Consider the following 22,013-nt stretch of genomic DNA (forward strand, 5'->3'; position numbering starts at 1 on the left):
GCCCGATCCTTCGGGGCTGCTCAGGCGGCGGTGACGGGGGCGTCCAGGCCGCGGGTCGCGACGAGCTGGGTGTGGCCGTCGGCCAGGCGGTAGGTGAGGCCGACCACGGCCGCCTGACCGGCCGCCACCCGCTCGGCGAGCGACCGGGAGCGGTCCAGCAGCAGGTCGACGGTGCGGCTCACGTGCTCGGCGAGGATCTCGTCCGGCTGCCCGCGCCCGGCGGCCCGTGCCGCGATGACGCTGGGGGTGACGCGCTCCACGACGTCGCGGATGTACCCGCCCGGCACCGCGCCATCGTCGAGCGCGGCGCACGCGGCACCGACCGCTCCGCACGCGTCGTGACCGAGGACCACGACGAGCGGGCAGTCCAGCACGCCCACCCCGTACTCGACGCTGCCCAGCACCTCCGAGCCCACGACGTGGCCCGCGGTGCGCACCACGAACAGGTCGCCCAGGCCGCGGTCGAAGATGATCTCGGCGGCGAGGCGGGAGTCGGAACACCCGAAGAGCACGGCGAACGGGCGTTGGCCCGGCGCGGTCTCGGCGCGACGTGCCGCGTCCTGGTTCGGGTGCTGGGGCGTGCCGGCGACGAAGCGCCGGTTGCCGTCGAGCAGCAGCTCGAAGGCTTCCCGGGGAGTCGGGTGCTGGGTCTCGACCATACCGACAGCCTAGGTCAGATCGGTGCCGTCACGCTGCCCGATGTGGGGTGGCCCGCCCGGTCCGTCCCCTCCCGCGGGAGGGGACGGGAGGCTGTGGCGTTCCCGGTGTCGTCATTCCCGCCGGCACTCACGGGGTTCCGGGAATCCGCGATGCAGTGGTAATCGGAACAAGGTGCCGGGTTCGGGTTGTGCGGTTGTGCGGTTGTGCGGAAAGGTCGTGCGACGCCTGCGACGGTTCCGGGCCCGATTCCCCGACCGGCCGGTCGTGCGGGTCCCGGTATACCCGCGAAGCCGGCCGACCTGTCCCGAGCGCGACGAAGCGATCGTGTGTTGGGCGCGGGTGGTTTCGTGCTCCGGGGCTGCACCCGCACTCGGTCGCCCCGCGGGTCGCCAGGCACCGTCGCCTTCCCAGGGCCGGCCGACGTCGACCCGCCCTCGCTCGTCGGTCACGAGGCGGTGGAGGGGCTGCGTGTGCGGGAGTGACCACACCGGGGCGGTTCGCCGTGCCGACTACTTCCCCGCGTGCGGGGTGAAGACGAGCTTGGGGCTGCCGTCACCCTCCTGCGGGACGAACAGGTCGGGCACGTCGACGACCTCGGCGAGCTGTTCCCGGGCCCGCGCGATCGGCACGTCGTCCGGGAAGGTGATGCGGCCCGGCACGCGGTTGCGCAGCAGTATGCGGAAGTCGTGGCTGAACTCCTCCTCGCCGAGGTAGGTGAGGGCCACCTTGGCGGTCCAGTCGATGCGGTGGCCGGTTCCGGTCGGCTCCGGGGTGAAGGTGAGGTCGTGGTCGGCGCTGGAGTCGTGGCCCAGGACGTGGATGAACCAGGTCAGGTCGGCGCCCGGGCGGGGGAGGGGCAGCGGGTCGGCGGTCAGCCGGTGCGGCCGGGTGAGGCGGAACGGGTTGCCGGGCGTGCCCGCCAGGAGGTCGCCGAGGCCGTAGGAGGTCAGCCAGCAGCGCTCGTACTCGTACCACCTCCACAACGAGGTCCAGCGATCCGTCTCGACCACGCTGTCGGACGGCGGGTTCTCCGCGTAGGGCGCGGTGGTCAGTTCGATGTTGAACCACAGGTTGCCGTCGTGGTCGAGCCTGCCGTTCCACGCGAACTCCGCGATGCGGTGGCCATCGGGCCACGGGCTGCCGGGGAACCAGATCCTGTCCATGGTGGGGTGCGTGCCTCTCGCCGAGCCGGGTGGCGGACATGTCCTCGTCACTGCTCGGGGTCTGACGCACCGCACGAGGCCGCGGTTTCACCGGGACCGCGCCCGCGGAACCCCGAACGCGCCACCGGGGCGCGGTGCCCGGCGCACCGGGAGGCGGCGATGCCATGCGAATCTGATTCGGCTTCGGTGGTGCGGGTGATCGTTCGGCCCCAGAACGGTCGACATGCCGACCGCTGTGCTGTATGGCCTGGCCGCGTCGAGCGCGCTGGTGATCGGCGCGATCGTCGGGGCGCTGTGGGACCCGCCGCGGTGGGTCACCGGGACCCTGCTGGCCTTCGCCAGCGGTGCGCTGATCTCGCCCTGGCGTTCGAGTTGTTCGAGGAGGCGTTCCACCTCGGCGGCGCGGTGCGGTCCGGGCTCGGCCTGCTCGCCGGCGCGGCCGTCTTCGTGCTCGCGGACTCGCTGCTGGACCGCTACGTCACCGGTCGCACGGGACCCGGCCGGCGGGAGGTGGCCAGGGCCGGTGCGGGGAAGGGCGTCGGTTTCGCGCTGCCAGCCGCGGTGACGCTGGACGGGGTGCCGGAGAACCTCGCGCTCGGGGTGTCGCTGGCCGGCGGGGTGTCGTTGACGCTGCTGGTGGCGATCTTCTTCTCCAACCTGCCGGAGTCGCTCGTCGGCGCGGTCTCGATGCGCGAGTCGGGGCAGGGTCGGGCGGCGGTGATCGCGACGTGGTCGGTGTGCGCGCTGCTGCTCGCGGCGGCGGTGGTCCTCGGCAGGCTGGTCGCCGGTGGGCTCGGCGATCCCGTGCTGGCCGTGGCGCTGTCGTTCGCCGGTGGCGCGGTGCTCGCGTCGCTGGCCGACACCCTGATGCCGGAGGCGTTCGAGCACGGCCGCCCGCTCAACGCGTTCGCCACGGCGGGAGGCTTCTTCCTGTCCTTCGTCCTGGCCGCCTGACCCGGGCGGTGGCGTCGACCGCGACCACCCCGAAATCGATTGACCGGTGGCCGCGCGCCCAACATCATGGGCGACGTGCAGCAGTGACCAGTGACGCCCGGAGGGCCGACGGCGGGGTTCGAACCACTCCCGCCGCCCTCCACCGTGCCGCTCGAAGCCCGGACCGCGCGTGAGCGGTGCGGGCCGCACGCCACCGGTCCCGAGGCGGCGCACCCGCCTCCTGCACGAGCACTGGAGTCCACCGAAACCATGAGCGACTTCCGCCGTACCGCCCTGCCCCCCGCCCCCGGCACCGACCTCGACGGCACCGGCATCGAGGCGCTGTGGGCCGTGCCTCCCGCCCGCACACCGGGGGCACCGGTCCGCGACCGCATCCACGTGCCGCTGCTCGAACGCGACCGGCGTCGGTTGTTCGAGGGCGACGAGCACGGCCGCGGTCCGTCCTCCGGCCGCGGGCGCCACGCCGCCCGGCAAGGCCGCCTGCGCGCCCGGCGCGAGCGGCACCTGGGCACCGGGGCCCGTCACGCGGTGCTCCGCGCCCGACTGCGGGGTCGAGGTCGCCGGCACCTGTGACCGACCACCACCGGCGCGCGGTGCACCACCGCGCGCCGGCGGGCGCAACCTCCTTCCGCACCAACGAAAGGCGCTCGGCTGTGGGGCGTCCCGCCGATTGACACCGCGGAAACGGGTCGGTCATCCTGCACCTGCGCCGGGGTCCGCCCGCCTGCCAGGCGCGTCGCACGCAGGCGAACGGAGGATTGCCGTGGACTCGTCGGCCGGAAGTCGTCCTGGACGAGGTGGCGCGGCCGCACGGCTCGCGGCCGTGGTCGCCCTGACCGCTCTGGCGGCGCTGGTGTGCGGGTCCGCACCCGGTTCGGCCCGGGAGGCCGCGCCCGCCGTGGTGGTGGACCACGGGACGGGCGCCTCGCGGGCGGTCATGCCGGGGGCGGCGAGCGCGGTCGTCACCGTGTCGCTGTCCGGCAGGCCCGCCGGCACCACCACGCTCACGGTGGAGTTGGGGGAGCGCACGCCGGACGTGGTGTTCGTCAGCTCGCGCCACCGGCTGACCTTCACCCCGGACGACTGGGACGTGCCGCAACCCGTCCGGGTGATCTCGGTGCAGAACTTCGGTTCGGCCGACTTCACCGTGTCCGGTCCGGGGGTCACACCGGGCGTCATCCACGTCTACGCCAGCACCGCGCCCACGCCGCCCGACCTGAACCGCTACTGCAAGGTCGCCTACACCACCCACTCCTGGAACGGCGGCTTCCTCACCACCGCGACCGTCACCAACACCGGTCCCGTCGCGTTCACGGACTGGACCGTGACGGCCCTGTTCGGCGGCGACGAGCGCGTGAGCGGGTCGTGGAACGGCGACTGGGGCCAGTACGCCAACGCCGCCGCGCTGAGCGCACCGCCGTGGGCGCGCGCCCTGGCGCCGGGCCGGTCCGTCTCCCTCGGCCTGCAGGGCACCGTCACCCGCACCACCGGCGGGCCGTGGCTGAACTGCGCGCCCGAGCCCTACCTGCTGCCCGGCCCCACCACGACCACAGCGCCCACCACGACGACCAACTCCTGACCCGGTTCCCGCGCCACGCCGGTCACCGGGTCGGTGGCAGCAGCCCGGCGAGCACCAGGCCGACCCCGAAGTCCAGGCGCTCGGCGAACGAGCCCGGAGCCAGGTGGTGGGCGGTCCGGTGCAGGGCCGGGTGCAGGTCGGGCGTCAGCGCGTCGGCCAGTCGCCCGCCGTCCCCGCGCGTCGCCGCCTGCTCCTCCTGCACCAGGCCCAGCACCAGGTAGGTCACCGTCCACGCGGTCCACGCCGCCCGGTGGTCGTCCACGCCCCCGGCGAGCAGGGCCGCGACGAGCGCTTCGGAGAAGCGGAGGGTGGCGGGCTCGGGGGCGTAGGTCCCGGTTACCACCGCCGCGCCGTCGCGGTGGGCCAGCAGCGCCCGGCGCAACCGCCTGGGCAGCTCGGCGGCCCGGTCCGCCCAGTGCTCCGGCAGGCGGTCGAGGTCGACCTCGGCGAGGATCGCGTCGGCCATCAGCTCGCGCAGCCGCGACTTCGACTTCACGTGCCACAGCACGGTGTTCATGTGCACGTCCAACCGCGCCGCGACGGCCCGGGTGGACACCGCGTCCGCGCCCGCGTCGTCCAGCACGGCCAGCGCGGCCCGGACGACGGCCTCGCGGTCCAGTCGCGCCGGGCTCGGCCTGCCCGCTCCGGTCCTGCCCACCGGCCCAGCGTAGGCGACCGCCCGGGAGGGGCGGTCGGCGGCCGATGGCGGCCCGGGCGTCGCGGGTGGAGCCGGCGAGGCCGTCGGCGGGGCGATCGGCCCACGCCACGTGGCCGTCGGGCCGGGGCGGCGCGCACGCCGGTCCACTCGGGACGGTCGCCCGGGCCGACACCGCGCAGCGCCGCCGGGTCGACACCGTGCAGCGCCGCTGGGTCGATACCGCGCAGCACCGCCGGACCGGGACCGCTGCCGTCCGGGTCGGCGCCGGTGACGGCGGTCGGCCCCCGGTCACGTCCAGCGGCACGCGCCGGTCCGGCCGCAGGGCGGTGGACCGGCCGCCGAGGTCGGGTGCGCGCCGGCCGGACGGCGGCGACGACGCACCGACCGCGCCCGATGTCCGCGCCCGATGTCCGCGCCCGGACCGCGCGCGTGCTCCTCCGGCGGTTGTTCCGCGCGCTGCCGCGGCAGGGCCGGGGTGAGCGGGAACGGCGTGCCCGGCACGGGGGAGTCCGGGCGCCGGGTACCCCTGTTGCGCACCGACCAACTACCTGACCGCAGTCGACTGCGTCAACGACCAATGATCGGCCGCTGCCGCCGAGAGGGCGGTCCGGACGCGCCGGCCGGACACTACGGGAACCCGTTCCCACATGATGGGAGCCGGTCCCCGATCAGGTGATTGTGCCTATCGTGGATGATCATCCGTCCACGCCGAGGCAGGTCGTCGTTGTCCCCACGCGTCGAGGTCCCGACCCGGTCGGTCGGCAGGGCCGTCACGGCCATGCTGGGCCGCGACCGCTGGGCGCTCGCCGGTGCCGTCACGATCGCCCTGATCGGGCTCGCCGCCGCGGGCGCGGACCTGCTCACGGCCATCGAGGGGCAGGACCCCTACAGCTACCGGACCGAGGCGCTCGACCCGGAGACCGGCGGCCCGGCGGGCGCGCTCGGCGGGGTGAGCGGCGACCACTGGTTCGGCGTCGAGCCGCTGACCGGCCGGGACGTGTTCGCGATCGTGGTGCACGGCGCGCGCACGTCGTTCCTGATCGGCTTGGTGGCGACGCTGGTGTCGATGGTGCTGGGCACGCTCGTCGGCGCGGCGGCCGGCTACCGCGGCGGCTGGCTGGACCGGGTGGTCACGTGGACCGCCGACGTCTTCCTCGGCTTCCCGTACCTGATCTTCATGATCGCGCTGGGCGCCGTGGTGCCCAGCCACGTGTCCCGGCCGTTGCTGCTCATCCTCGTGATCGGGTTCTTCGGCTGGCCCTCCATCGCCCGGATCGTGCGGGCGCAGGTGCTGACCCTGAAGAAGCGCAACTTCGTCTCCGCCGCGCGCATCCTCGGCGCGAGCCCGTGGCGGGTGTTCCGCACCGAGCTGCTGCCGAACCTGTGGGCGCCGATCATCGTCGTGGCGACGCTGTCCATCCCCGGCAAGATCGGCCTGGAGGCGGCGCTGTCGTTCCTCGGCGTCGGCATCCCGCCGCCCACCCCCAGCTGGGGCCGCACGATCAGCACGGCGGTCGACTGGGTGGCGACCGAACCGATGTTCCTGTTCTTCCCCGGCGCCGCGCTGTTCCTGGCCACCTGGGCGTTCACCGTGTTCGGCGACGGCCTGCGCGACGCCCTCGACCCCAGGACGGACGTCAGGCGCTGATGCGCACCCTCAAGTTCGCCGCGACCCGCATCGCGGGCACCGCGCTCGTGCTGCTCGTCGTCGTGTTCATCACCTACGTGGTGTTCTACCTCGTGCCGTCCGACCCGGCGCAGCTGTCGTGCGGCCGGCCGTGCACCGAGCAGAACCTGGCGCTGGCCAGGGAGTTCATGGGCATGGACGACCCGTGGTGGCGGCAGTTCGCCGACTACCTGGGCGGCATCGTCACCGGCCGCACGTTCGGCGTCGGCGCGACCTCCATCCACTGCGGCGCACCGTGCTTCGGCTACTCGTTCCAGCAGAACACCGACGTCGTCGTGCTCATCGCCGAACGCCTGCCGGTCACGTTCTCGCTGGCGATCGGCGCGGCGGTGCTGTGGCTGGTCGCGGGGGTGGGCGGGGGCGTGTTCTCCGCGCTGCGCCGCGGCACGGCGTGGGACCGGATCACCCTCGCGGCCTCGGTGGCCGGGGTGTCCGCGCCCGTGTACCTGGTGGGGCTGCTGGGCATCCTCGTCCTCGGCTTCACCCTCGACGCGGTCCCGGTCGGCGGGTACGTGCCGCTCACCGAGAGCCCCGTCGACTGGGCCTGGCACCTCGTGCTGCCGTGGCTGGTCCTCGCGTTCGCGCACACGGCCGTCTACCTGCGGCTGACCCGCTCCCAGATGCTGGAGGCGCTGGGCGAGGACTACATCCGCACGGCCCGCGCCAACGGCGTGCGCGAGTCCTCGGTCATCGGCAGGCACGCCCTGCGCAACGTCCTGCTGCCGGTCGTCACGGTGTTCGGCATCGACCTCGGCACGCTGCTGGGCGGCGCGGTGATCACCGAGCGGGTGTTCAGCCTGCCCGGCCTCGGCGGGCTGCTGATCGACGCGGTGAACCAGCGCGACCTGCCGCTGCTGCTGGGCTGCACGCTGTTCGCCGCCTTCCTCGTCGTCCTGGCCAACGCCCTGGTCGACCTCTGCTACGGCGCGCTCGACCCACGAGCCCGCCTGACCTGACGTCCCGCGGGAGAAGAGAGATGATGTCGAGTCAAGTCCGGAAGCTGGTCCCGGTCGTCGCGGCGGTGGCCCTGCTCGCGGCCTGCGGCGCGAACGATCCCGGTACCACGGGCGCGTCCGGGGCCGGGAAGGCGGAGCGGGGTGGCACGTTGCGCATCCTGATCGAGGGGCAGACGGTCAACTACGACCCGGCCAAGAGCAGCAGCCTGCCGATCACCTCGCTGGGCTACGTGCACCGCAGGCTCACCGGGTGGCTCAACGCCGAGGGCAGGCAGGTCGAGGTGGTGCCCGACCTCGGCGACACCGGCAAGTCCTCCGACGGCGGCAAGACCTGGACCTTCACCCTCAAGGAGGGCCAGAAGTTCAGCGACGGCAGCCCGATCCGCGCCCAGGACGTGAAGTGGGGCGTCGAGCGCAGCTTCGCCCCCGCCTTCTCCGGCGGCCTCGGCTACCACAAGCAGCTGCTGGTCGGCGGCGGCGACTACCGCGGCCCGTTCGAGGGCAAGCGCCTGGACTCGATCGAGACCCCGGACGACAAGACCATCGTCTTCCGCCTCACCCGCCCCTACGGCGACTGGCCGTGGATCACCAGCACCCCGGCGTTCGCACCCGTGCCGGAGGGCAAGGGCGCCGAGCCGGACTACGGCGAGCACCCGGTCGCGTCCGGGCCCTACCAGATCGCCCAGTACCAGCGCGGCGTGCAGGTGCGGCTGACCCGCAACCCCAACTGGGACAAGGCGTCCGACGAGATCCGCGGCGGCCTGCCCGACGAGGTCGTGTTCCAGCTCGGCCAGGACGCCTCCGTGGTCTCGCAGCGGCTCGTCGCCGACAGCGGTGACGACCAGGCCGCGTTCGGCTCCTCGTTCGCCTCGCCCGCCCAGCTGGCCCAGCTCCAGGGCAACGCCTCGGCCAAGCAGCGGATCGTGACGTCCAAGACCGGCGCGCTGGCCTACCTCGCCCTCAACACCGAGAAGCTGACGAACCCCAAGGTGCGCCAGGCGTTCCAGTACGCGGTGGACAAGACGTCCTTCCAGATCGCGTCGGCGGGCAACGCACAGCTCGCCGGGGACGTCGCCACCACGCTGATCACCCAGGGCATCGCCGGCCGCGAGGAGTTCGACCTCTACCAGACCAAGCCCGCGGGCGACCCGGAGAAGGCCAAGCAGCTGCTCACCGAGGCCGGGTTCCCCAACGGCCTGGAGAACCTGGACTTCGTGGTCTCCAAGAGCAACGACAACCCGGCCAAGGCGCAGGCGCTCCAGGCCGCGCTGACCAAGGCCGGCATCAAGACCACCATCCGGGTGCTCGACTCCGACGCCTACGCCGCCGAGACCAGCCAGGCCGCGAACCCCACGTTCGACCTGACGCTCAGCTCGTGGCAGCCCGACTTCCCCAGCGCCAACGCCAACATCCAGCCCCTGTTCGCCTCCTCCGAGATCGGCGGCGGCGGGTACAACCTCTCCCGCTACCGCAACCCCGAGGTGGACGCCCTGATCGAGGCCGCCCAGAGCGAGATCGACCCGGCCGCCGCGGGGAAGAAGTGGGCCGCGCTGGACAGGAAGATCCTCGCCGACTCGCCCGTGGTGCCGCTGATCTACACGCGGAACTCGTTCCTGCGCGGCTCCAAGGTCGGCAACTTCTACATCGCCGACTTCCCCGCCTACCCGAACTACCTCCAGGCCGGCGTCACGAAGTGACGCCACCGCTGCTGCGCCTGGAGGACGTCTCCGTGGCGTTCGACGCCCCCGCCGCCACCGAGGTCGACTACTCGGTGGCGGCGGGGGAGGTGCTCGCCGTGGTCGGCGAGTCGGGGTCCGGCAAGACGGTGACCGCCATGTCGCTGCTGGGGCTGCTGCCCGGCAGCGCCAGGGTCGGCGGCCGGGCCCTGCTCGCCGGGCGGGACCTGTTCACGCTGACCCCCGACGAGCTGCGGGCGGTGCGCGGGAACGAGATCGGCATGGTGTTCCAGGAGCCGATGACCGCGCTCAACCCCGTGTTCCGGGTGGGCGACCAGCTCACCGAGGTCGCCCGCGCCCACGGCGACCGCACCAAGGCGCAGGCGGCGCGGCGCGTGGCCGAGCTGCTGGCACTGGTGGGGCTGCCCGTCGAGGTGCGGCGGAAGTACCCGCACGAGCTGTCCGGCGGGCAGCTCCAGCGGGTGGTGATCGCGATGGCGGTGGCGAACGAACCGTCGCTGCTGATCGCCGACGAACCCACGACCGCGCTGGACGTGACCGTGCAGGCGGAGGTCCTGGAGCTGCTGCGCGACCTGCGCGGCCGGCTCGGCGCGGCGATCCTGCTGATCACGCACGACATGGGCGTGGTGGCGGACCTGGCCGACCGGGTCGTGGTGATGCGCGACGGGCGGGTGGTCGAGCAGGGGCCGGTGGCCGAGGTCTTCGCCGCGCCCCGGCACGAGTACACGCGGTCGCTGCTGGCCTCCGTGATCTCGCTGAGCGTGCCGCCGCCCACCGAACCACCCGCCGCCGTCGAGGTCTCGCCGGGCGTGGTGGCCCGCGGCACGCACGTGGCCGTGACCTCGCCGGAGCTGTCGGTGCCCGACCGGCCCGGCGAGGACCCGGTGCTCGTGCTGACCGACCTGACCGTCGACTACGGGCGGTTCCGGGCGGTCGACCGGGTGGGGCTGCACATCGGGCGGGGCGAGGTCCTCGGCCTGGTCGGCGAGTCCGGTTCCGGCAAGAGCAGCCTCGCGGGCGCGGTCACCGGGCTCGTCACGCCGAGCGGCGGGGTGGTCGGCCTGGCCGGGCAGGACCTGGCCCGGCTGCGCGGACGTGCGGCGAAGCACGCGCGGGGCCGCATCGGGATGGTGTTCCAGGACCCGGCGTCCTCGCTGAACCCCCGGGCCACCATCGCCCGCAGCGTCGCCGCCCCGCTGCTGCTGCACGGCCCGCTGCGCGGCGCGGCCCTCGCCCGCCGGGTGGACGAACTGCTGGACGCGGTGCGGCTGTCGCCGTCGCTGCGCGAGCGCTACCCGCACGAGCTGTCCGGCGGGCAGCGGCAACGGGTCGGCATCGCCCGGGCCATCGCCCTGGACCCGGAACTGCTCATCGCCGACGAACCCACCAGCGCCCTCGACGTCTCCGTCCAGGCCCGCGTGCTCGACCTGCTGCGGGCGCTCCAGGCGGAGCTGCGGTTCGCCTGCCTGTTCATCAGCCACGACCTCGCCGTGGTCGAACAGCTGGCCGACCGCGTCGCCGTCCTGCACCGCGGCCGCGTCGTCGAGTCCGGCCCCGCCGCCGACGTCCTGACCGAACCGCTGCACCCGTACACGCGCCGACTGCTCGCCGCCGCCCCGGTCGCCGACCCCGCCCGCCAGCGCGAACGCCGCGAGGCGTGGTTGGCCCTCGACGCCCCGGCGTGACCGGTCCCGCCGGACCCGGCGGGACCCGGGTTACCGTGCACGCCATGAGCATCGAGCGCAACCGCGTGACGGCGGCCGTCGCCCAGGCCGGGGCCCGCCTGTTCGACACGCCCGCCAACCTGGCCAAGGCCGTGGACCTCGTCCGGGAGGCCGTCGGGCGGGGCGCGGAGGTGGTCGTGCTGCCGGAGGCGTTCCTCGGCGGTTACCCCAAGGGGCTCGACTTCGGGGTGACCGTCGGCAGCCGGACCCCCGAGGGGCGCGAGGTGTTCCGCCGCTACCACGACTCCGCGATCACCGTGCCGGGACCGGAGACCCTGGTGCTGGCGGAGCTGACCCGCGACCTCGGCTGCCACGTCGTCGTCGGCGCGATCGAGCGGCTCGGCTCCACGCTGTACTGCGTCGCGCTGTTCTTCGGCCCGACCGGCTACCTGGGCCTGCACCGCAAGGTGGCCCCGACGGCCGCCGAACGCCTCGTCTGGGGTCAGGGCGACGCCTCGACCATGCCCGTGGTGCCCGCCGGCCCGGCCCGGCTGGGCGCCGCGATCTGCTGGGAGAACTACATGCCGCTGTTCCGCACCGCGATGTACGCCAAGGGCGTCGACCTGTGGTGCGCTCCGACGGTCGACGACCGGGAGAACTGGCAGGCCACCATGCGGCACGTCGCCCTGGAGGGGCGGTGCTTCGTCCTCGCCGCCTCCCAGTACCTCGTGCGCGCCGACCTGCCGCCCGACGTGCACCCGGTGCAGGGCGACGACCCGGGCACCGTCCTCATCGGTGGTGGCAGCGTGATCGTCTCCCCGCTCGGCGAGGTGCTCGCGGGCCCGCTGCGCGACGCCGAGGGCGTCCTGACCGCGGAGCTGGACCTGCACGACCTGGCCCGCGCCCGCTTCGACTTCGACGTCGTCGGCCACTACTCCAGGCCCGACCTGTTCACCCTCCGCGTGGACGAGGCGCCCCGGACCGGCCCTTCCCGTATTTGAGGGGTCCGATCGCCTGGCGGAACGGGTGTCGTTCGACCGGAAGGACCATTGCGAGCGTCATTGTCCGGTGGGGTGGCGGCCGATCGAGTGAGAACGTTGTCGCAGGTCGAAGCCGGCCTGTTAGATTGCCCGCTGTCGCGCGTCGCGCATCCGTCGGTATTTCGGGGGCCTATTCTTTTTTGTGGGGGAGTTGTGTCGGCACAACAGGAAAAACCGCTCAGATCCCGGGTGTCGTCCGTGCGGGCCCTCGTGGTGCTCGTCCTCGCGGCGGCGTCCGTCGTGGCCGTCGGCGACGTCCGGCCGAGGCCCGTCCACGCGCAGCCCGACCCGGCGGCGGTGTGCGACGCGCCGGTGGTCAACCCGGTGGCGTGCGAGAACACCAAGGCCGGCGCGACCGGCTGGCAGGTGGACTACCGCGACCCGTCCATCGTCGGCTTCACCACGGACATCAGCGCGACCCCCGGCAGCCGGGTCGACTTCAAGGTCAAGACCAGTGCGACGGCCTACGCCGTGGACGTCTACCGGCTCGGCTGGTACGGGGGCGCGGGGGCGCGGCTGGTCGGCTCGACCTCGCGCGGCGAGGGCCAGGCCCAGCCGGAGTGCCTGCGCGGCGCGGACGGCAGCGCGTTGATCGACTGCGGGAACTGGGAGGTGTCGGCGAGCTGGACCGTGCCGCCCGACGCGGTGTCGGGCATCTACTACGCGCGGCTGCGGCGCGACGACACCGGCGCGATGAACGAGGTCGTGTTCGTGGTGCGCGACGACTCCAGCACGTCGAAGATCCTGTTCCAGACCTCCGACGCGACGTGGGTGGCCTACAACCGCTACGGCGGCAACAGCCTGTACTTCGGCGACGGGCCGGGGCAGGGCGGTCAGGCGTACAAGGTCAGCTACAACCGCCCCTACACCGGCGGCGACGGCGAGGAGAACTTCATCTTCAACGCCGAGTACCCGATGCTGCGCTTCCTGGAGCGCAACGGCTACGACCTCAGCTACACCACCGACGTCGACTCGGCCCGCCGCGGTGACTTGATCAGGAACCACGGCGTCTTCCTGGCGGTCGGCCACGACGAGTACTGGTCGGAGGAGCAGCGAGCCAACGTCGAGGCCGCCCGGGACGCGGGGGTGCACCTGGCCTTCCTGACCGGCAACGAGATCTTCTGGAAGACCCGGTGGGAGAAGAGCATCGACTCCTCGCCCACCGACTGGCGCACCCTGGCCTGCTACAAGGAGACCAAGGGCACCCAGGACGACGGCCTGGACGACTGGACCGGCACCTGGCGCGACCCGCGCCGCAGCCCGCCCCAGGACGGCGGACGACCCGAGAACGCCCTGCTGGGCAACCTCTTCGCGGTCAACGGCCGCCGCGACGACCGCCTCCAGGTGCCCGCCGCGTACGGCAAGATGCGGCTGTGGCGGAACACGTCGTTGCCGGGCATGGCCGCCGGCACCACCTACTCGTTCCAGCCCGGGACGCTGGGCTACGAGTGGAACACGGTGCCGGACAACGGTTCCCAGCCCGCCGGCGTGGCGCGGATGTCGTCCACGACCGTGGCCCTGAACGGCGCGTACCTGTTGAAGAACCACGGTGACCTCTACGGCTCGGGCACGGCGACCCACTCGGTCACCTACTACCGGCACCCGAGCGGTGCGCTGGTGTTCGGCGCCGGCACGGTCCAGTGGGCGTGGGGCGTGGACGACGAGCACGCCTACCTGACCAACACGCCGACGTCCGACGTGCGGCTGCAGCAGGCCACCGTCAACTTCCTGGCCGACATGGGCGCGCAGCCCGCCACGCTCCAGCCCACCCTCCGGGCGGCCGCCGCGAGCACCGACACCGCGCCACCCGTCGTGGCGCTCACCAGCGTGCCCGTCCTCTCCACCGTCGGCACCGCCTACACCTTCTCCGGCACGGTCACCGACGTGGCGGGCCAGGTCGCCGGCGTCGAGGTCTCCACCGACGGCGCGTCCTGGCACCCGGCCGCGTGGCAGCCGGGCCGCGGCACGTGGAGCTACACCTACACCCCGGCCAGGTCCGGTCGGGCGAACCTGCGCGTGCGCGCGGTGGACGACTCGCTGAACCTCTCCGCGCCCGTCACCGCCGCTCCCACCACGTCGGCGCGGACCTGCCCGTGCGGCGCGTGGACCACCGACGACCGACCCGCGGACCCCGAGCTGTCCGACGGCTCCGCGCTGGAGCTGGGCGTCAAGTGGCGTGCCGACCGGAGCGGCTACGTGCGGGGCGTGCGGTTCTACAAGAGCTCCGGCAACACCGGCAGGCACACCGGCAGCCTGTGGACCTCCACCGGTGAGCGCCTGGCGACCGGCACGTTCGTCAACGAGACGTCGACCGGCTGGCAGACCCTGCGGTTCACCTCCCCGGTGCCGGTCGCGGCCAACACCACCTACGTCGTGTCCTACCTGTCCCCGACCGGTCGCTACTCCGCCACCACCGAGTACTTCAGCCACTTCAGCCGCCAGCGGACCTACCTCGAACCGCTCACGGCGCTGCCGAGCGGCGTCGACGGCCCCAATGGCGTGTACCGCTACGGCGCCGGCTTCCCCGACCGGAGCTCGGAGGACGCCCACTACTGGGTGGACGTGGTGTGGAGCTGAACCCCGACCGGCCGAGCCGTTCGGCCCGGTCGGTCAGCAGTCGATGACGGGTGCGGGCGCCACCGGGTCGCCCGGTCGTGCCACCGCGTAATGGGCGTTGCCGATCTCCGCGGTGGGGCGGCCGGTGGAGCTCGGTGACACCCGCACCAGGCGCACCGCCAGGTGCGAGCCCTTGTGCGGGACGGGGAGCTTCAGCGCTTCGGCGACCCTGGGACCGTCCTTCTGGTGCCCGAGCACGACTATGCCCTCGGGGGCGAGCAGGCGGCGAGCGTCACGGCACCGTTTCATGGCGTCGGCCTGCGTCGCCACGGTGGCGACGGTCGTCCGGTCGACCAATTCACCCTGCACGCGCCGGAACAGCTCGTTGACCCGGCGTTGCCCGGACTCCCGGCTCATTATCGCGCTGCTGACGAGACGCGGTAGGTGGAGCAGCGCGTTCTCCGGCAGGTGGGCCTCGCGCGCCAACCAGGCGATCTTCGCCGATGCGGTGGGCAGCACCTCCCTCCGCCCCCCGCTGCTCCTTTTCAACACGTCGCGGGTGGCGCGGACCAGCCCCGCGTCGAAGGTGCTCCGCCGGTCGTCCACCGAAACGACGAAGCACGGGCGCCCCGCCGCGCCGGACGGGATGGACCAGGCCGAGCCCGACGAGAACGCGGGTTCGACGTCATGTCCGGCGATCGCGAAACGCGCCCGTGTTCCGCGCCGCAGGCCGAACCCGGCCCCCACCAGGATGGCGAACTTCGTGCCGAGGTAGGCCCTCTCGACCTCGTCGAGGTCGGCCACGTCGAACCGACCGGTGCGCTGCCCGTCGAGGACCTCGTCCAGGGAATTGCGCACGACAGTTCCCAGGCGTTCCCACGCGTTCCGCTGACCGGAGAACCACCGCGCAATTTCGGTCAATTCGCCGTCGGTGCCGGAGTTCGGTCCGCTGCTCACCTCCCCAAGGTAGCCGGGGAAAGCACGTCGGCGGAGTTCGTGACCGCGAACCGTTCTTTCCTCACGTATTCTCGGTGAACTCGACTGAATCTGATTCCGCGTCCCCCGGGTGAACGCGCCGATCGGCCCGACCGCCGGACCGGGCGAATGGCCGAGCCGGATCGACCGCTGCCAAATCCGGCGTCACCGGCCTCGTCGGCAGCGCCCACTGCCACCACCGCCCGCGACCTTCCGGTGGGGTGTGGCGCGGCGGACCGGCCGGACTCCCGACACGACCGTGCCCCGACCCGGTGTCGGCGGGGCACGGTCGGCGGCCGGGCCACGCCGCGTGGACTGCTCACGTCGACGGGGCGGGGCGACCCCTCGCCGGGAGCAGGGCACCGGGGAACCCGCGGGAGAACCGGACGGCCCCGTCGCGGCGGGTCAGGTGAGCCGGATGAGCGGTGCGGTGGCGGTGGCGGGTGCCAGGGCGGGGGTGCCGGCGAAGGTGGCGGTGTACTGGAGGTGGAGCAGGGCCAGCAGCACGGGGACCGCGCCTTGGCAGGTGGCGGTGCCTTGGGCGTTGGTGGTGGCGCTGCACGCGGTGGTGCCGCCGACGCTGAAGGTGATCGTCTGGCCCGGTGCCGGTTGTCCGGTGGTGGTGTCGGTCAGGGTCGCCGACAGCGACAGGGTGACGTTGAGCCCGCCCGGCGTCAGGGAGAGCAGGACCGGCGTGGCGGTCAGGCCGGTGGTGTCGCGGGTGTAGGTAAAGCGGCCGGCCGGGGTGGTGGGGCTGGTGCCCGCGGGGGTGGTGGCGGTGACGTCGACCGTGCCCGTGCCGGGCGGGACCGTGGCGGTGACGGTGTGGTCGCTGACCACGCGGACGTCGGTGGCGGGTGTGGTGCCGAAGGTGACGGCGCCGGTGCCGGCGAGGTGGCGACCGGTGATGGTGACGGTGCCGCCGCCCGAGGCCGGGCCGTTGGTGGGGCTCACCGCGGTGACGGTGGGCGCGACGGGCGCGGTGGTCACGACGTAGGGGGTGTTGCCCAGGGCCGCGGTGGTGGTGACGGTGTTGGTGGCAGTGTCGATCACCGACAGCGAGTTGGCCCGCCCGTTGGTCACGTAGGCCCTCGTGCCGGTCGGGTCGACCAGCACGACGATCGGGGTGGTCCCGACGGGGACGGTGGCGGTGACCGCGTTGGTCGCGGTGTCGACCACCGCGACCGTGTTGGCGTTCTGGTTGGCCACGTAGAGGTGTGCGCCGTCGGGGGTGACCGACACCGAACCCGGGCCGCCCGTCACCGGGATGAGCGCGGTGATCGCGTTGGTGGCGGTGTCGATGACCGAGACGTTGTTGCCGTTGAAGTTGGCCGCGTAGACCCGCGTCCCGTCCGGCGCGACCGCGACGCTGCTCGGGGTGCGCGCCGCGGGGTCGCTGATGGTGGCGACGACGGTGTTCGTCGCGGTGTCGATGACGGAGACCGAGCCGGCGATGAAGTTGGCCGAGTACACCCGTGAGCCGTCGGCGCTCACCGCGAGCCCGGTGGGCTGGGCACCGACCTGCACGGTCGCGACCACCACGCCGGCGGCGGTGTCGATGACGTCGATGCCGCCCACGCCCGGGCTGACGAAGTGGCCGACGTAGGCGCGGGTGCCGTCCGGGGAGAACACGACCTGCTCCGGCCTCGCGCCGGCCACCGGGATCGTCCCGGTCGCCGCGTTGGTGTTGGTGTCGATCACCGAGATGGAGGCGTCGCCGTAGTTCACGACGTAGACGCGGTTCCCATCCGGTGACACCGCTGCTCCGAACGGGAGGTTCCCGGTCGGGATGGTCGCCACCACGTTCCCCGTGGTCGGGTTGTAGGCCGAGAGGGTGTTGCCGCGAGGATTGGTGGCGTAGACCAGGCGATCGGCCGGCGCGACTGCGCCGGACACGCACAACAAGGCGGTCGCGAGCGCCGTCGCCGCTCTGGCTGGCAAACGTTTCTTGGTCCTTCTTCCCGAAGTCGAGTGGAGCTCGGTCAGCGTATCCGGCGGTTTTCGCGCGACAATCGACGAAGCGGGTGAACGGCGGGCGCAAAAATGCGGGACCGGTACTACCCACGGTAATTCGAGGTTTGCTCACCTTGAAGGTGGTGACGTGGCCCGGTTTCTGCCGCGACCGGCGGATTCGGGTATTACCGCGGATCACCCGTGGCGGGAGGTGTTTGTGGTCACACGTGCTTCGAGAAGCTTCTTGAAAGCTTTCTCGGGAGATGAAGAAGCCTTTCGACCTCGCATCGGAGCGGAAGCCGGTCGGGACCCGGGCGCGCCGGCCGCGAGCGGCGAACCCCCGCCACCCGGACGGCCGAACCTCCATTCGACCGATCGATTTGCCCCCTCCGCCACCGGCCTCTCGACTCCGCACGACGAGGACGACCAGGCGGGCCTCCGGTCCGCGCCTCCGACGTCGAGCGCCACCGGCCCTGGCAGGGCCCGGCTGTCGGTCGCGGTCCGCGACGACCGCGGGGCGTTCGAACGGTTGCTTGACCGCCGGGACCCCATGACAAAAAATCTCCTTCACCGGCAGGGGGAGGACACGTGGGCCATGACCGCTGAGTTCCGCGACTCCCCGCCGCGCACCGCCGGGTCCGACTCGTCCGGCGGCCACGACTCCGGCGCGGGGCTCGCGCACGCCGATGCGTGAGCGCCGCGTCACCGTCCCGTTCTCCGGACCGGGCGCGGGCACCGCGCCCCTGACGTGGGGCCAGAAGGCGATCATGCGCGACATGCGCGCGACCGGCTGGCCGCACAACAACAGCGGCGCGCACCCGTTGCCCGAGGGCGTGACCGTGGCCGACCTGGCGGCCCGGCTGGGCGGGATGATGTGCCGCCACCCCGCGCTGCGGCTGAGGCTCGGCGTCGGCGACGACGGCGAGCCGTGCCAGGTCGTCGTGGAGTCCGGCGAGATCGACGTCGAGGTGACCTCCTTCGACGACGACGCCGACCCGGCCGAGGTCCTCCGGCGCAGCCACGAGATCTGGTTCGAGTGGTTGACGACCCCGTTCGACGGCCACACCCCGTGGCTGGTGCGGCTGGCGGTGCTGGAGCACCGCGGCCGGGCGGCGCACCTGGTGTTCGCGGTCAACCACCTCGTCGCCGACGGCACGGGCACGCTGCTGCTGATGACCGGGCTGGGCGTCGGCGAACTGGCCGGCCGCAGGCTCGACCCCCACGCCGTCACCTCGCTGGACCTCGCCCGCCGGGAGCAGACCCCGCGGGTGCGGCGCATCAGCGACGGGGCGATGCGCCACTGGGAGGAACGGCTCCGGCACCTGCCGCGCTCGACTTTCGGGGAGCCGAAGCACCCGGAGGGGCGGCTGGGCCACCGGTACTGGCACGGCCGGTTCAGCTCCGCCGCCGCCCACCTGGCGGTGCTGGCCATCGCCCGCCGCACCCGCACCGACACCGCGCGGGTGCTGCTGGCCGTGCTCGCCATCGCCATCGGCCGCGCCACCGGGGTCGACCCGCTCACCACCAACGTCATCGTCGGCAACCGGTTCCGGCCCGGCTTCGCCGACGTGATCGGCACGCTGAGCCAGAACTCGGTGCTGTCGCTGGACCTGGGCGGCACGGTGGACGAGGTGGTGGCGCGGACCCGGGACGCGGCGACGGCCGCGTGGATGCGCGCCTACTACGACCCCGACCAGCTCGACCGCCTGATCGCCCGCCTCGACGCCGAACGCGGCCACCCGGCCGCCGTCACCTGCCGCATCAACGATGTGAGGTTCAGCACCCGCCCGAACGCCCGGGAGCTGCTGGCCGACGACGACCCGGTCACCGAGGAGCGGGTGCGGGCCGAGCTGCACCGGACGTTCCTGTCCTGGGACGGCCACCTCGACGCGACGCCGGACCAGCTGTTCATCAGCGTCGAGGACCGCCCGGGCACGATCCACCTCCAGATGGTGTTCGACATGGCCGTGCTCACCACCGACCAGGTGGAGGCGATGCTCCACGCGGTCGAGGAGGTGGCGCTGGCGGCGGCGTTCGACCCGACGGCCCCCGCTACCGGTCCCAGGTCACCGGCAGCTCCTCGAAGCTCCTGACCACCAGGCCGGGCTTGAGGCGCAGCTCCGACTCCGGCACGGCCAGGCGCAGGTCCGGCAGCCGGCGCAGCAGGCCGCCCAGCGCCTCCTGCAGCTCCATGCGGGCCAGCGAAGCGCCGATGCAGTGGTGCGGGCCGGCGCCGTACCCGATGTGCGGGTTGGGGAAGCGGGTCAGGTCGAGCCGGTCGGCGTCCGGGAACACCGACTCGTCGCGGTTGGCCGACACCACGGCGGGCAGCACGACCGAGCCCGCCGGTACCGGCACGCCGCCCAGGTCGACGTCATCGAGGGCGACCCGGGGCATCAGGATGCCGCTCTCGCCGAGCTGGATGTAGCGGGTCAGCTCCTCCACGGCCACCGCGACGGCGTGCGGGTCGTCGCCGCGCAGGGCGGCGAGCTGGTCGCGGTGGGCGGACAGGACGGCGACGAACAGGTTGATCTGGTTGGTGGTGGACTCGTGGCCGCCGGCGAGCAGCCCGGCGGTGACGGAGACGAGTTCCCGCTCCGACAGCGACTCCTCCCGGTCCCACGCGGCGACCAGGGCGCTGATCAGGTCGTCACCGGGCTCCTCGCGCCGCTGCTCGATCAGCTCCCCGAACGCGGCCAGCGCGGCGCGCGGCGGGCCCGGGTCGGCCTTCCAGTCGCCGACCAGCGCGTCCGACCACTCCTTGACCCGGCCCCGGTCCTCGTCGGCCACGCCGAACAGCCCGCTGATCACGGCGATCGGCAGCGGCGCGGACACGTGGACGTTCAGGTCCGCGCCGGGACCGGCCTCCTCCAAGCGGTCGACCATGCCCTCCACGAGCCCGGCCACGGTCGCGCGCAGCTCCTCGACCCGCCGCGCGGTGAACGCGCTGCCGACCACGCGGCGGACCTTGGTGTGCAGCGGCGGGTCCATGCCCAGCAGCGAGTCGTCGGCCAGCGACCCCAGCTCCCACTCCGGCCCCTTCGGCCCGGTGGCCGCGGCGCGGCTGAACCGGGGGTCGCTGAAGACCGCGCGGACGTCCGCGTGCCGGGTCGCGAGGTAGGCGACGGTGCCGTCGGGCAGTTCCACCCGCGGCACGGGGTCCTCGGCGCGCAGGCGCGCGTACTCCGGCGACGGGTGGTGCAGCGACGGCGCGGGCGGGAGCGGGAAGCGGATCACGGGCGGCCTCCTTCGGCGTAGGCGACGAGCCGGTCGACCACCCGGGCCGGGGTGGGCATGGCGCGGATGCGGTCGCGCAGCAGTTCCGCGGCCTCGCGCCACGGTCCCCCGTCCACCAGCGCGGCGACGCTGTCGCGCACCGACTCGACGTCGGGCTCCTCCAGGACCAGGCCCGCGCCGGACAGCAGCAGGCGTTCGGCGTTGAAGTGCTCGTCGCCGACCTGCGGCAGGACCAGTTGCGGCACGCCGTGGACGAGGGCGGTCATCGTCGTGCCCGCGCCGCCGTGCTGGACGAACGCCGCGCTGCCGGGCAGCACCAGGCGCAGCGCGAGGGGCGTGTCGGCCACCCGCACGGTGTCGGGCAACGGCGGCAGCGCGTCGCGGTGGGCCTTGGCCACGGCGACGACCACGTCCACGCCGAGGTCCGCCACGGCGCGGATGACGTCCGCGAGGTCGGCCCGCTCGGACAGCCCCGGCCCGGCGACCGTGCCGCCGGTGACGCACACGCGCGGCCGGCTCGGCGGTTCGCGCAGCCACGGCGGCACGACGTGGGTGCCGTTGTAGGGCAGGTAGCGCATCGGCAGACCGGGCACGGGCAGCGGCACCTGGAGCGGCGGGGGCACCGGGTCGACCACCAGGCCGCCCGCCACGCGCACGTCCGACGGCGCGATCCCGAAGCGCCGTGCCATCGGGCCGAAGACGCCCTCGTGGTCCCAGGCCAGCGTGGAGCCGTGGTCCGGTCCCCACAGGACCTGCGCGCCGGGCACGTCCAGCACCGCCGCCGCCACGGCCGCGGCCAGGTTGAACGGCTCCCACAGGACCAGGTCCGGCCGGAAGGACCGTCCGAACGCGACCAGGTCGTCCACCCAGGCGTCGGCCATCCGGACCACACCGCCGTCCGGGGTGATCGCCGGGCCGCCCGGGTCGGGGGTACCGGTGCCGGTGCTGCCGCCGACCCTGCCGATCCGGCCGGTGAACACGGCCTCGAAGTCCAGGTCCGGTCCCAGCGGCACGGCGACCAGACCGGCCTCGTCCACGACCGGCGCGAGCCCCGGCTGGGTGGCCACCAGCACCTCGTGCCCGGCGACCTGCAACGCCCACGCCACCGGCACCAGGCAGTAGAAGTGCGAACGCCAGCCCCACGTCGAGATCAGAATGCGCACCGGGCATGCTAACCCGCACCGGGTGCGTGCGGAATCCGTTGACGCGACGGGGATTCGGGCGCAGTGTTGTC

General features: G+C 73.3%; 17 protein-coding genes. 10 read left to right on the plus strand and 7 right to left on the minus strand.

Translation table 11 applies throughout. From position 1 onward, the window contains the following. Positions 1 to 20: 20 nt before the first annotated feature. The gene (locus ACIGNX_RS29575) at positions 21 to 659 is read right to left on the minus strand and encodes a carbonic anhydrase (RefSeq protein WP_396544101.1); all 639 of its coding nucleotides are present in this window, start codon (positions 657 to 659) and stop codon (positions 21 to 23) included. A gap of 510 nt (positions 660 to 1,169) precedes the next feature. After that, on the minus strand, positions 1,170 to 1,823 hold the full coding sequence (locus ACIGNX_RS29580) for a hypothetical protein (RefSeq protein ID WP_396544102.1): 654 nt from the start codon (positions 1,821 to 1,823) through the stop codon (positions 1,170 to 1,172). A 309-nt stretch (positions 1,824 to 2,132) separates the two neighbouring features. Here ACIGNX_RS29580 and ACIGNX_RS29585 point away from each other — a divergent pair, with 309 nt between their 5' ends. The 3 genes from ACIGNX_RS29585 (at position 2,133) to ACIGNX_RS29595 (ending at position 4,356) form a co-directional block, all read left to right on the plus strand. Further along, on the plus strand, positions 2,133 to 2,777 hold the full coding sequence (locus ACIGNX_RS29585; RefSeq protein WP_396544103.1) for a ZIP family metal transporter: 645 nt from the start codon (positions 2,133 to 2,135) through the stop codon (positions 2,775 to 2,777). A 249-nt stretch (positions 2,778 to 3,026) separates the two neighbouring features. After that, positions 3,027 to 3,350: a hypothetical protein gene (locus tag ACIGNX_RS29590; RefSeq protein ID WP_396544104.1), complete on the plus strand. Its 324-nt coding sequence runs from the start codon at positions 3,027 to 3,029 to the stop codon at positions 3,348 to 3,350. 250 nt (positions 3,351 to 3,600) lie between these two features. After that, on the plus strand, positions 3,601 to 4,356 hold the full coding sequence (locus ACIGNX_RS29595) for a cellulose binding domain-containing protein (protein WP_396544105.1): 756 nt from the start codon (positions 3,601 to 3,603) through the stop codon (positions 4,354 to 4,356). A gap of 22 nt (positions 4,357 to 4,378) precedes the next feature. On the opposite strand, the gene ACIGNX_RS29600 is transcribed toward ACIGNX_RS29595, so the two are convergent. Next, positions 4,379 to 5,014 carry a TetR/AcrR family transcriptional regulator C-terminal domain-containing protein gene (locus ACIGNX_RS29600; protein WP_396544106.1) on the minus strand — a complete coding sequence of 212 codons (636 nt, stop codon included), beginning with the start codon at positions 5,012 to 5,014 and terminating at the stop codon, positions 4,379 to 4,381. A 778-nt stretch (positions 5,015 to 5,792) separates the two neighbouring features. Between ACIGNX_RS29600 and ACIGNX_RS29605 the strand changes: the two genes are divergently transcribed. The 6 genes from ACIGNX_RS29605 to ACIGNX_RS29630 all read left to right on the plus strand — a co-directional run bounded on the left by ACIGNX_RS29605 (position 5,793) and on the right by ACIGNX_RS29630 (position 14,635). Beyond that, complete coding sequence (locus tag ACIGNX_RS29605; protein ID WP_396544198.1) at positions 5,793 to 6,662, plus strand: ABC transporter permease; 870 nt, start codon at positions 5,793 to 5,795, stop codon at positions 6,660 to 6,662. Continuing rightward, a complete protein-coding gene (locus ACIGNX_RS29610; RefSeq protein ID WP_396544107.1) occupies positions 6,662 to 7,657 on the plus strand; it encodes an ABC transporter permease in 996 nt (331 codons plus the stop codon). Before ACIGNX_RS29605 ends, ACIGNX_RS29610 begins: the two co-directional genes overlap by 1 nt. A 23-nt stretch (positions 7,658 to 7,680) precedes the next feature. After that, a complete protein-coding gene (locus tag ACIGNX_RS29615) occupies positions 7,681 to 9,354 on the plus strand; it encodes an ABC transporter substrate-binding protein (protein WP_396544108.1) in 1,674 nt (557 codons plus the stop codon). Continuing rightward, on the plus strand, positions 9,351 to 11,039 hold the full coding sequence (locus ACIGNX_RS29620) for a dipeptide ABC transporter ATP-binding protein (protein ID WP_396544109.1): 1,689 nt from the start codon (positions 9,351 to 9,353) through the stop codon (positions 11,037 to 11,039). Before ACIGNX_RS29615 ends, ACIGNX_RS29620 begins: the two co-directional genes overlap by 4 nt. A gap of 44 nt (positions 11,040 to 11,083) precedes the next feature. Then, positions 11,084 to 12,019, plus strand: a complete 936-nt coding sequence (locus ACIGNX_RS29625; protein ID WP_396544110.1) for a nitrilase-related carbon-nitrogen hydrolase — start codon at positions 11,084 to 11,086, stop codon at positions 12,017 to 12,019. A 237-nt stretch (positions 12,020 to 12,256) separates the two neighbouring features. After that, positions 12,257 to 14,635 carry a N,N-dimethylformamidase beta subunit family domain-containing protein gene (locus ACIGNX_RS29630; protein WP_396544111.1) on the plus strand — a complete coding sequence of 793 codons (2,379 nt, stop codon included), beginning with the start codon at positions 12,257 to 12,259 and terminating at the stop codon, positions 14,633 to 14,635. A gap of 33 nt (positions 14,636 to 14,668) precedes the next feature. On the opposite strand, the gene ACIGNX_RS29635 is transcribed toward ACIGNX_RS29630, so the two are convergent. Both ACIGNX_RS29635 and ACIGNX_RS29640 read right to left on the minus strand, forming a co-directional pair. Next, entirely contained in the window at positions 14,669 to 15,571 is a 903-nt protein-coding gene (locus tag ACIGNX_RS29635) for a NaeI family type II restriction endonuclease (RefSeq protein ID WP_396544112.1), read from the minus strand. Positions 15,572 to 15,994: 423 nt separating this feature from the next. Further along, a complete protein-coding gene (locus ACIGNX_RS29640; protein ID WP_396544113.1) occupies positions 15,995 to 17,530 on the minus strand; it encodes a beta-propeller fold lactonase family protein in 1,536 nt (511 codons plus the stop codon). A 698-nt stretch (positions 17,531 to 18,228) separates the two neighbouring features. Here ACIGNX_RS29640 and ACIGNX_RS29645 point away from each other — a divergent pair. Then, the gene (locus ACIGNX_RS29645) at positions 18,229 to 19,635 is read left to right on the plus strand and encodes a condensation domain-containing protein (protein WP_396544114.1); all 1,407 of its coding nucleotides are present in this window, start codon (positions 18,229 to 18,231) and stop codon (positions 19,633 to 19,635) included. Here ACIGNX_RS29645 and ACIGNX_RS29650 read toward each other — a convergent pair. Both ACIGNX_RS29650 and ACIGNX_RS29655 read right to left on the minus strand, forming a co-directional pair. Further along, on the minus strand, positions 19,595 to 20,779 hold the full coding sequence (locus tag ACIGNX_RS29650) for a cytochrome P450 (RefSeq protein WP_396544115.1): 1,185 nt from the start codon (positions 20,777 to 20,779) through the stop codon (positions 19,595 to 19,597). The genes ACIGNX_RS29645 and ACIGNX_RS29650 overlap by 41 nt on opposite strands. Next, the gene (locus tag ACIGNX_RS29655) at positions 20,776 to 21,942 is read right to left on the minus strand and encodes a nucleotide disphospho-sugar-binding domain-containing protein (RefSeq protein WP_396544116.1); all 1,167 of its coding nucleotides are present in this window, start codon (positions 21,940 to 21,942) and stop codon (positions 20,776 to 20,778) included. The genes ACIGNX_RS29650 and ACIGNX_RS29655 overlap by 4 nt, the downstream gene beginning before the upstream one ends. Between the last annotated feature and the right edge of the window lie 71 nt (positions 21,943 to 22,013).

Source organism: Actinosynnema sp. NPDC053489 (assembly GCF_044544865.1).
GTDB lineage: Bacteria > Actinomycetota > Actinomycetes > Mycobacteriales > Pseudonocardiaceae > Actinosynnema.